Source organism: Paenibacillus sp. 2TAB26, from assembly GCF_052115145.1.
In the GTDB taxonomy this organism is placed as follows: domain Bacteria; phylum Bacillota; class Bacilli; order Paenibacillales; family Paenibacillaceae; genus Pristimantibacillus.
On record NZ_JBFRGC010000169.1, the window covers coordinates 1 to 319 of the forward strand.

Below are 319 nucleotides of genomic sequence, written 5' to 3' on the forward strand. Positions count from 1 at the left end.
CATGGGTATATTCTATTTCTGGCCGAGAGACACACGCGGACAGCAAGCAAAACAAGCATGACAAACGAAAGAATAGATTGCTCTTTGAAAACTGAACAACGAGTAATAACTGCCCTTACGATTCTAACGAATCGTGAGAAAAGCGATAAAAAAGTAATGAGCATTTCAAACACCAATTTGGAGAGTTTGATCCTGGCTCAGGACGAACGCTGGCGGCGTGCCTAATACATGCAAGTCGAGCGGAGTTGATGAGGTGCTTGCACCTCTGATACTTAGCGGCGGACGGGTGAGTAACACGTGGGTAACCTGCCTGTAAGAC

General features: G+C 46.4%; 1 rRNA gene. It reads left to right on the forward strand.

The window, feature by feature from the left end:
- Positions 1-174 precede the first annotated feature (174 nt).
- Positions 175-319: ribosomal RNA gene (locus AB4Z50_RS36350) — 16S ribosomal RNA — on the forward strand; the annotation flags it as partial.